At 71.2% G+C, this 7,785-nt stretch carries 7 protein-coding genes; 3 read left to right on the forward strand and 4 right to left on the reverse strand.

The features are described from left to right. On the forward strand, positions 1-364 hold a 364-nt coding region (locus ACZ6RT_RS34115; RefSeq protein ID WP_470158079.1), incomplete at its 5' end, for a phage tail assembly chaperone. 299 nt (positions 365-663) lie between these two features. Here the strand turns inward: ACZ6RT_RS34115 and ACZ6RT_RS34120 are convergent. The 4 genes from ACZ6RT_RS34120 to ACZ6RT_RS34135 all read right to left on the reverse strand — a co-directional run bounded on the left by ACZ6RT_RS34120 (position 664) and on the right by ACZ6RT_RS34135 (position 4,679). Next, positions 664-951 (reverse strand): Fe-S cluster assembly protein HesB, encoded by a 288-nt coding sequence (locus ACZ6RT_RS34120; RefSeq protein ID WP_470158080.1) that lies wholly within the window; start codon positions 949-951, stop codon positions 664-666. A 245-nt stretch (positions 952-1,196) separates the two neighbouring features. Continuing rightward, on the reverse strand, positions 1,197-2,609 hold the full coding sequence (locus tag ACZ6RT_RS34125) for an FAD-dependent oxidoreductase (RefSeq protein WP_470158081.1): 1,413 nt from the start codon (positions 2,607-2,609) through the stop codon (positions 1,197-1,199). Between the two features lie 79 nt (positions 2,610-2,688). Beyond that, positions 2,689-4,236 (reverse strand): multicopper oxidase family protein, encoded by a 1,548-nt coding sequence (locus ACZ6RT_RS34130; protein WP_470158082.1) that lies wholly within the window; start codon positions 4,234-4,236, stop codon positions 2,689-2,691. After that, complete coding sequence (locus ACZ6RT_RS34135; RefSeq protein ID WP_470158084.1) at positions 4,233-4,679, reverse strand: hypothetical protein; 447 nt, start codon at positions 4,677-4,679, stop codon at positions 4,233-4,235. The genes ACZ6RT_RS34130 and ACZ6RT_RS34135 overlap by 4 nt, the downstream gene beginning before the upstream one ends. 230 nt (positions 4,680-4,909) lie before the next feature. On the opposite strand from ACZ6RT_RS34135, the gene ACZ6RT_RS34140 reads away from it, so the two are divergent. Continuing rightward, positions 4,910-5,920 carry a LacI family DNA-binding transcriptional regulator gene (locus tag ACZ6RT_RS34140; protein ID WP_470158086.1) on the forward strand — a complete coding sequence of 337 codons (1,011 nt, stop codon included), beginning with the start codon at positions 4,910-4,912 and terminating at the stop codon, positions 5,918-5,920. Positions 5,921-6,276: 356 nt separating this feature from the next. Beyond that, entirely contained in the window at positions 6,277-7,650 is a 1,374-nt protein-coding gene (locus ACZ6RT_RS34145; RefSeq protein ID WP_470158087.1) for an ABC transporter substrate-binding protein, read from the forward strand. Positions 7,651-7,785 lie beyond the last annotated feature (135 nt).

Here is a 7,785-nt window from a genome sequence, read left to right on the forward strand (position 1 = left end):
CACCTTGGATGGCTATCCCTACCATGTGACTGAAGCAGAAACTCCGGACGTTTATCGTGCAGTGCGTTTACTGATTGATTCGGGTGAGCAGTGCCAGGAGTACATCGATCCCGTCATTTCCGATGCTGAAGCCCAGGCAAATGAGCGCATGTGGCGTGATTCAGAAATACAGCGCATCAGTTGGGTAAGTGATCGTCATCGTGATCAGTTGGACATGGGATTGAAAACGACGCTTTCCACTGAGCAGTTCAAAGAGTTGCTCAAATACACTCAAGCATTGCGTGACTGGCCCCAGGCTGAGAGCTTCCCCTTGATTGCCAAACGGCCCGTTGTATTGCCTTGGTTGGATGCTGTTACTCAGTAAACGTGTCGGTGTGAGAGAGTAGAAATCAATGGAGATAACCCTTCCCCAACTTATCCAAGTAATGCCTGGAGCCCGCCTTAGAGCGGGCCTTTTTTTTGCTTCCTTCCACTCGGCTCCCCCACATCACCCAACCCCCCCCCCCCAACCCACCCCCGCCCTCCCCCCCCCCCCCGTTGGGCCCCCGGGCCCCGCCGACGTTCCGGACCGTCCGCGTCCGGCCGGTCGTCCGGGCAGGGCGGTCACTCAGTCCGGTGCTCCGGGCCGGTGCTCCGGATCGGTCGTCGGCCCGGACCGGCCGGTCACCCGGGCCGGTCGGTGACCAGGAACTCCACGCCGCCCCCCTCGTCGACGTCGGCGTCCAGGGACTTGTCGTCCAGCATGTCCACGACCTGCGGGTCGAGGAAGATCCGTGCCCCGCCCGACTCCACCACCCGGTCGGCCGACTCGGGGTGTTCGGCGATCGAGAGCACGAGCGAGCCGGTACCGTCGCTCTCGGACGAGATGCGCATACCGGTCTCGGGAGCGTCCGACACCTGCGCGCTGATGCCCCGGATTACCTGGGCTGCCGTATCCGTCAATGTGAGCATTGTTCCCCCTTGTCTGGTTTGCGCTTTCTCGGCCCTTGCCCGCTCTCACCGGCCCCAACCGTCCCCCGCCCGACCGCGGTGGATCACGTCCATACCCTCGTCCTGGAACGCCGCGCCCGCGGGCCCGGCGGAACGCGGGAGAACGGGCGGGGAGAGGCCATGGAGAGAGGTCAGGGACGATCGCCGCGCCCGCTGCCGGATCACGAGCACGGCGGCGATCCCGGTCCCGCAGGTCCGCCCCCGGGTCAGTCCCGCCCGCGCAGCTCCTCCAGGCGCTGGGCGGTCTTGCGCGCGGTGATCAGCACCGGGTCCCAGACGGGCGAGAACGGGGGAGCGTACGACAGGTCGAGCCCGGTCATCTCCTCCACCGTCATCTCGTGCCAGACGGCGATCGCCAGGGTGTCGATGCGCTTGGCCGCCCCCTCCCGCCCGACGATCTGCGCGCCCAGCAGGCGGCCCGTGGCCCGGTCGGCGATCATCTTGGTCTTCATCGGCAGGGCGCCGGGGTAGTAGCCGGCCCGCGTGGTCGACTCCACGACCACGCCGACCGGCTCGAACCCTGCCCTGAGCGCCTCGGCGGTCGACAGGCCGGTGCGCGCCACCTCGTACTCGCAGACCTTGGAGATCGCGGTGCCGACGACGCCGGGGAAGGCGGCGTACCCGCCGCCGATGTTGATGCCCGCCACGCGGCCCTGCTTGTTGGCGTGGGTGCCGAGCGCGATCGCGACCGGCCGCCGGGAGACCAGGTGGAAGGTCTCCACGCAGTCACCGGCGGCCCAGACGCCCTCGGCCGCCGTCCGCATCCTGCGGTCGGTCCTGATGCCCGAGGTCTCGCCCACCGGGATGCCCGCGGCCTCGGCCAGCGCGCTGTTCGGCCGGGTGCCGAGACCGAGGACCACCAGGTCCGCGGGCAGGGCCCGGTTCTCGGTGCGGACCGCGCCGACCCGGCCGCCGGACACCTCGAAGCCCTCCAGGCGCTCGCCCAGATGCAGCTCCACGCCCAGGTCGCGCAGCGCGTCGGCGACCAGGGCGCCCATGTCCGCGTCCAGGGTGCTCATGGGCTGCTCGGCCAGGTCCACGAGCGAGACCCGGATGCCGCGCCGGACCAGGGCCTCGGCCATCTCCAGGCCGATGTAGCCGCCGCCGACCACCACCGCCCGCTCCGGCTTCTCGGCCACGGCGTCCAGCAGCGCGGTGCCGTCGTCCAGGGTCTGCACGCCGTACACGCCCTCCGCCTCGACGCCGGGCACGTCCGGGCGGTTCGGGACGGCGCCGGTGGCCACCACGAGCCGGTCGAACGGCTCCCACCGGGGAGCACCCCCGCCCCCGCCCCCGCCCCCGCTCCCGGCCCCGCCGCCGTCGGTGTCGCGGACGGCCACGGCGCGCCGGTCCAGGTCGATCTCGACGACCTCGCTGTGCAGCCGCAGGTCGATGTCGAACTCGTCGCGGAACACCTCCGGGCGGCGGCTGACCAGCTCCTCGGGATCGGCCACCTCGCCGCCCACCAGGTAGGGGATCCCGCAGGCCGAGTAGGAGGCGTGCGCGCCCTTCTCGAAGGCGACGATCCGCAGGTCGTCCGGCCCTCGCCTCCTGCGGGCCTGGGAGGCCGCGCTCATCCCCGCGGCGTCGCCGCCGATCACCACCAGTCGTTCCGTCATCGTCCCCCGCCTCCGCCGCAGACCGCCGATGGTACGGCTTCCCCGTCCGGAGGTGTTCGAACGACTCCCCGTACCGCCCCTAGACCACCTCGAAGTCGGCCATCATCGCCATGTCCTCGTGCTCGAGGTTGTGGCAGTGCATCATGTAGCGCCCGCGGAATCCCGCGAAGCGCACCAGCACGTCCACCGTCTCGTACGGCCGGACGTCGACGGTGTCCTTCCAGCCGCCGTCGGTCGCCGCCGGGGCGCGGCCGTTGCGCGAGAGCACCTGGAAGTGGGCCAGGTGGACGTGCACCGGATGGTGGAAGTCGCTGGTCAGGCGCCAGACCTCGGTGCTGCCGAGGCGGGGGCGGGCCAGCGGCCTGCCGGGGCGGAACGGCACCCCGTTGATCGTCCAGGCGGCCCCCGCCCCCTGCCCGGTCCGCCGGAAGTCGAAGCGCCGCGTGGTCGCGGACGCGGGGCGAAGGGCCGGTCCGGCCGGTGCGGACACGGCGAGCCGGGCGGGCACCGCGGCGTCCTCGCGGGCCCGGCGCGCCACCCGGAAGCGCATCACGTCGCGGGTGCGGCCGGAGCCGAGCGTGTTGACCATCGTCACGTCGGTGCCGACGGGGTGGGCGGAGAAGTCCACCACCACGTCGAAGCGCTCGCCCGGGGCGATCGTGATCGCCTCGTGCGTCACGGGCGCGGCCAGCAGGCCGGCGTCGCTGCCGATCTGGGTGAACCGGCCGCCGGGCGTCAGCCGCAGCCGGTAGCGGCGGGCGTTGGAGGCGTTGAGCAGCCGCAGCCGGTAGCGGGTGGCCGAGACCTCCAGCACCGGCCAGGGGGCCCCGTTGACCAGGATCACGTCGCCCTCGACGCCCTCCATGTAGGCGTCCTCGACCCCGGGGCTCCCCAGCAGGCCGGGGTCCTTGGACGGGTAGCGGAAGGAGCCGTCCTCGTCGAAGGCCCGGTCGCAGATCATCAGCGGCACGTCCCGCTCGCCCCCGGGCAGCGGCAGGGCGTCCTCCTCGTCGTCCTCGACGATCGCGAACCCGGCCAGGCCCCGCCAGACCTGCGGCGCGGTGAAGTCCATCCGGTGGTCGTGGTACCAGAGCGTGGCGGCCGGCTGGTCCAGCGGGTAGGCGTAGTCCCGGAATCCCTGGTGCAGGGTCCAGCCGGACGCCTCGACCGCCGTGCCGTGGTGGGCGTGCCCGCCGGCCGGCGGGCGGAAGGTGTGCCCCTCGCCCACCACCAGGTCGGTGGGGTAGCCGTCGGAGCCGGGCGGGGTGACCCCGCCGTGCAGGTGGGTGGAGGTCGGCACGGGCAGCCGGTTGCGGACCCGGACCGTGACCGGGTCCGCGCGCCTGAGCCGGAAGGTCGGCCCGGGGAACGTGCCGTCGAACCCCCACACCTCGGTCGAGGTGCCGGGGACGATCTCCATCCGCGCCGGGCGCTGGACGACCTCGTAGTGTCCCGGCCGCACCGGGCGTGCCTGCGCGGGGATCGGCAGCGGGACGGTGAACGGCCGGGGCAGGGGCAGCGCGCTGGTCAGCGTCTGCCCCGAGGTCTCGGCCGACACGGCGCCGCATCCGGTGGCGAGCAGGCCGGTGGCGCCGAGCCCGCCCAGGAAGCGTCTTCTGGAGATCATGCCCGCTCCCGTCCCGCGCGCCAGGTCCAGGCGGTCATCCACACGGCCACGCCGAAGATCACCATCGCGAGCGGGATGTGCAGGGCGACCGCCCTCTCCATGCCCAGCAGGATCTGGCCGTTCATCAGCGCCACCTGGGCCGCGCTCACCCACAGCGGCCACGCCGGTCCCCGGCCGGGCCGCCACAGGACGATCGCGGCGATGAACTGCAGGCCTGCCAGCACGGTGCCGGCGGTGGCGTTCACGTTGTGCTGGGTCAGCAGGTCCACCTCGCCGGTGACGAACAGCCCGCCGATGACCGCCTGGCCGAGCACGGTGAGCAGGTGCGCGGTGGCGGTGACGCGCAGGGCCCACAGGGTGCGGGCGGGCAGGCGGGCCGGGGCGGCCGGGGGAGCCGGGCCGGTCACCGAGGGCGGGCCGGTCAGGGGGGCCGGGGAAATCATGGGAACCTCCGTTGGATCACGCCGCCCAGGCTTCCCGGTCGCGACGGCGCCGTCGTCACCCCGGGGAAGGTCATCGGCCCTACGTCGCCCGGTGTAGAAGGAGTACGGCGGGCGGACGCCGCTACGACCGGGGGAGTACACGGCAGGTGGCGGCCATGTCGAACACGCGATGAAATTAGCTCGCAAAAAGTATGTAAAAATTTTGCTACTTCGACCGTATGCTTGCGGGCATGACGCGAAGGCTTGCCGAGGTGGCCCGGAGGGTCGGGACGAGCGAGGCGACGGTGAGCCGGGTGCTCAACGGCAGGCCCGGCGTCTCGGAGGCCACCAGGCGGGCCGTGCTCGACGCGCTGGACGCGCTGGGGTACGAGCGCCCGACCCGGCTGCGGCGCGACCGGGCCCGCCTGGTCGGCCTGGTCTTCCCCGACCTGCGCAACCCGGTCTTCCCGGCGTTCGCCGAGGTGGCCGGTGGGGCGCTGGCGCAGCAGGGGTTCACCTCGGTGCTGTGCACGCGCACCCCGGGGGGCTCGCGGGAGGCCGGCCGCGTCGACGCGATGCTGGCCCAGCACGTCTCGGGCGTGCTGTTCGCGGGCGGCGCCTACGCCGACGCCGACGCCGGTCACGAGCACTACGAGCGCATCCGGGAGCGGCGCCTGCCGGCCGTGCTGGTGAACGCGGCCGTCGGCCACCTGGGGTTCTCCAGGGTCTCCTGCGACGACGTCGCCGCAGCCCGGCTGGCGGCCGGGCACCTGCACGCTTTGGGCCACCGGCGGATCGGGATGATCCTGGGGCCCGCCGACCACCTGCCCTCGCGCCGCAAGCTGGACACCTTCGCCGCCTACGCGCGCGAGCGCGGCCTGGTGGGCGGCGAGCGCCTGGTCGAGCATGCGGTGTTCTCGATGGAGGGCGGCCAGGCCGCCGCCGCCCGGCTGGTCGGGGCCGGCGTCACCGCGCTGGTCTGCGGCAGCGACCTGCTGGCGCTGGGCGCGGTGCGCGCGGTCCGGCGCGAGGGCCTGCGGGTGCCGCAGGACGTCTCGGTGATCGGTTACGACGACTCCTCCCTGATGAACCGGACCGACCCGCCGCTGACCACGGTGCGCCAGCCGATCGAGGCCATGGGCCGGGCCGCGGTGGAGCTGCTGGTGGCGCAGATCGACGCCGCCGCCAGGCCCGGGGGCGAGCTGCTCTTCGACCCCGAGCTGGTGGTCCGCGCCTCCACCGCGCCCCCGCCGCCCTCCTGACGGGTGCCGACGGTCGTTCTCCTGACGGACGCCGATGGGCACCGACTGCCACCGACGGGCACCGACTGGCACCGACTGGCACCGACTGGCACCGGCGGGCGTGCCGCTGAAACCGGCGTGAAAATTCCGTCAGATTCCTGACGTCGTACGGCATCGATCCGCAAGCGGGCGACTCCGCCGCGTGTCATCCCGTCGTCACCGCAGCTCGGTGCGGGTGCGCACGAACGGCGATCACGTTACGAGGCCATGGATGAGCGATCACTGTCACTTTTTTGCATCTAGATTGACGGGCTCTTGCTAGTTCCTGCACGCATCTATATGTTTCTCGCAACCGACCCGCCAAGGAGTGCCCCCGGATGAAATCCCCCAAGCTCGCGATGCTGCTCGCCGCGGCCCTCGCGCTCACCGCCGCCGGGTGCGGCGACGACGACAGCGGATCCAAGGCCGCGAACACCACGCCGGGCGCCGCCGGGGCCGACGCTCCGGTCACGATCTCCGTGGGCTGCCAGCCGCCCAAGAGCAACCCGCTGGAGCGCACCGCCTGGGACGAGGACGTCGCGGCGTTCAAGAAGATGCACCCGCACATCACGATCGACAGCAAGGACGCCTTCCCCTGCATCAACCCCGACACCTTCCAGGCGAAGCTGGCCGGCGGCACGATGGAGGACGTCTTCTACGTCTACTACACCGACGTCAAGAAGATCATCGCGGCGGGCCAGGCGGCCGACATCACCCCCTACGTCGGCACCGTCAAGCGGCTGAACGACCTGCGGCCCGACGTCATGAGCATCTTCAAGGAGGGCGACAAGCTCTACGGCCTTCCCCGCAACAACTACTCCATGGGCCTGGTCTACAACCGCAAGCTGTTCACCCAGGCGGGGCTGGACCCGGCCGCGCCGCCGAAGACCTGGGCCGAGGTGCAGGCCGCGGCCAAGAAGATCGCCGCGCTCGGCCCCGGCTACGTCGGCTTCGGTGAGTACAGCGCCGGCAACACCGGCGGCTGGCACTTCGCCGCCTCCCTGTACGCGCGCGGCGGCGAGATGGTCACCCCCGACGGCAAGGCCGCGGCCTTCAACAGCCCCGAGGGCAAGGCCGTCCTGGAGAACCTCAAGACCATGCGCTGGACCGACAACAGCATGGGCACCAAGCAGCTCCTGCAGTGGGAGGACCTGATGCGGATGATGGGCGGTGGCAAGCTCGGCATGATGATCGGCGCCCCCGACGTCGTCCAGGCCGTCAACAACGACTTCAAGGGCAAGTTCGAGGACTACGGCGTCACCTCGATGCCCGAGGCCAAGGCCTCCCTCAACGGCGGCGACGGCTACATGATCAACCCCAAGGCCACGCCCGAGAAGATCAAGGCCGCCATGCTGTGGCTGGACTTCCACGAGCTGACCCCCGGCCAGGGCCAGTTCAACTACGCCCGCAGCAAGAAGCAGGGCCGCCCGGTCGGCCTGCCGATCCCCGACCTGTACGGCGACAGCGCGCCCGGCAAGGAGATCGTCGAGCTGCGCAAGGCCAACGCCACCGTCCCGGTGGAGAACTTCACCCCCTTCGTGGAGGGATCGGGCGCCATCCAGAACAAGCTGGAGCCGCCCAAGTCCCAGGAGCTGTACGCGATCCTCGACGTGCCCATGTCGGCGGTGCTGACCCGGCAGGACGCCGACATCGACAAGCTGCTGGCCGACGCCGAGGCCAAGGCCAACAAGGTCCTGGCGAAGTCGAGCTGACCCTCTGAGACCCGGGGTGGGGGGGGGGGGGGGGGGGGGCCGCAAACCCCATCGGAAACAGAGAGCGAACAACGGGCAACCCCCACCCCAACAAAAAAACAAAAAGGCACCCCAGCGGGGGAAAAAAAGCACCCC

The organism is Streptosporangium sp. NPDC050148 (assembly GCF_055586505.1).

Coding starts and splice junctions, on each gene's coding strand:
- ACZ6RT_RS34145 (WP_470158087.1), top strand. CDS start 6,277: ATGAAATCCCCCAAGCTCGCGATGCTGCTCGCCGCGGCCCTCGCGCTC.
- ACZ6RT_RS34120 (WP_470158080.1), bottom strand. CDS start 951: ATGCTCACATTGACGGATACGGCAGCCCAGGTAATCCGGGGCATCAGC.
- ACZ6RT_RS34140 (WP_470158086.1), top strand. CDS start 4,910: ATGACGCGAAGGCTTGCCGAGGTGGCCCGGAGGGTCGGGACGAGCGAG.
- ACZ6RT_RS34125 (WP_470158081.1), bottom strand. CDS start 2,609: ATGACGGAACGACTGGTGGTGATCGGCGGCGACGCCGCGGGGATGAGC.
- ACZ6RT_RS34130 (WP_470158082.1), bottom strand. CDS start 4,236: ATGATCTCCAGAAGACGCTTCCTGGGCGGGCTCGGCGCCACCGGCCTG.
- ACZ6RT_RS34135 (WP_470158084.1), bottom strand. CDS start 4,679: ATGATTTCCCCGGCCCCCCTGACCGGCCCGCCCTCGGTGACCGGCCCG.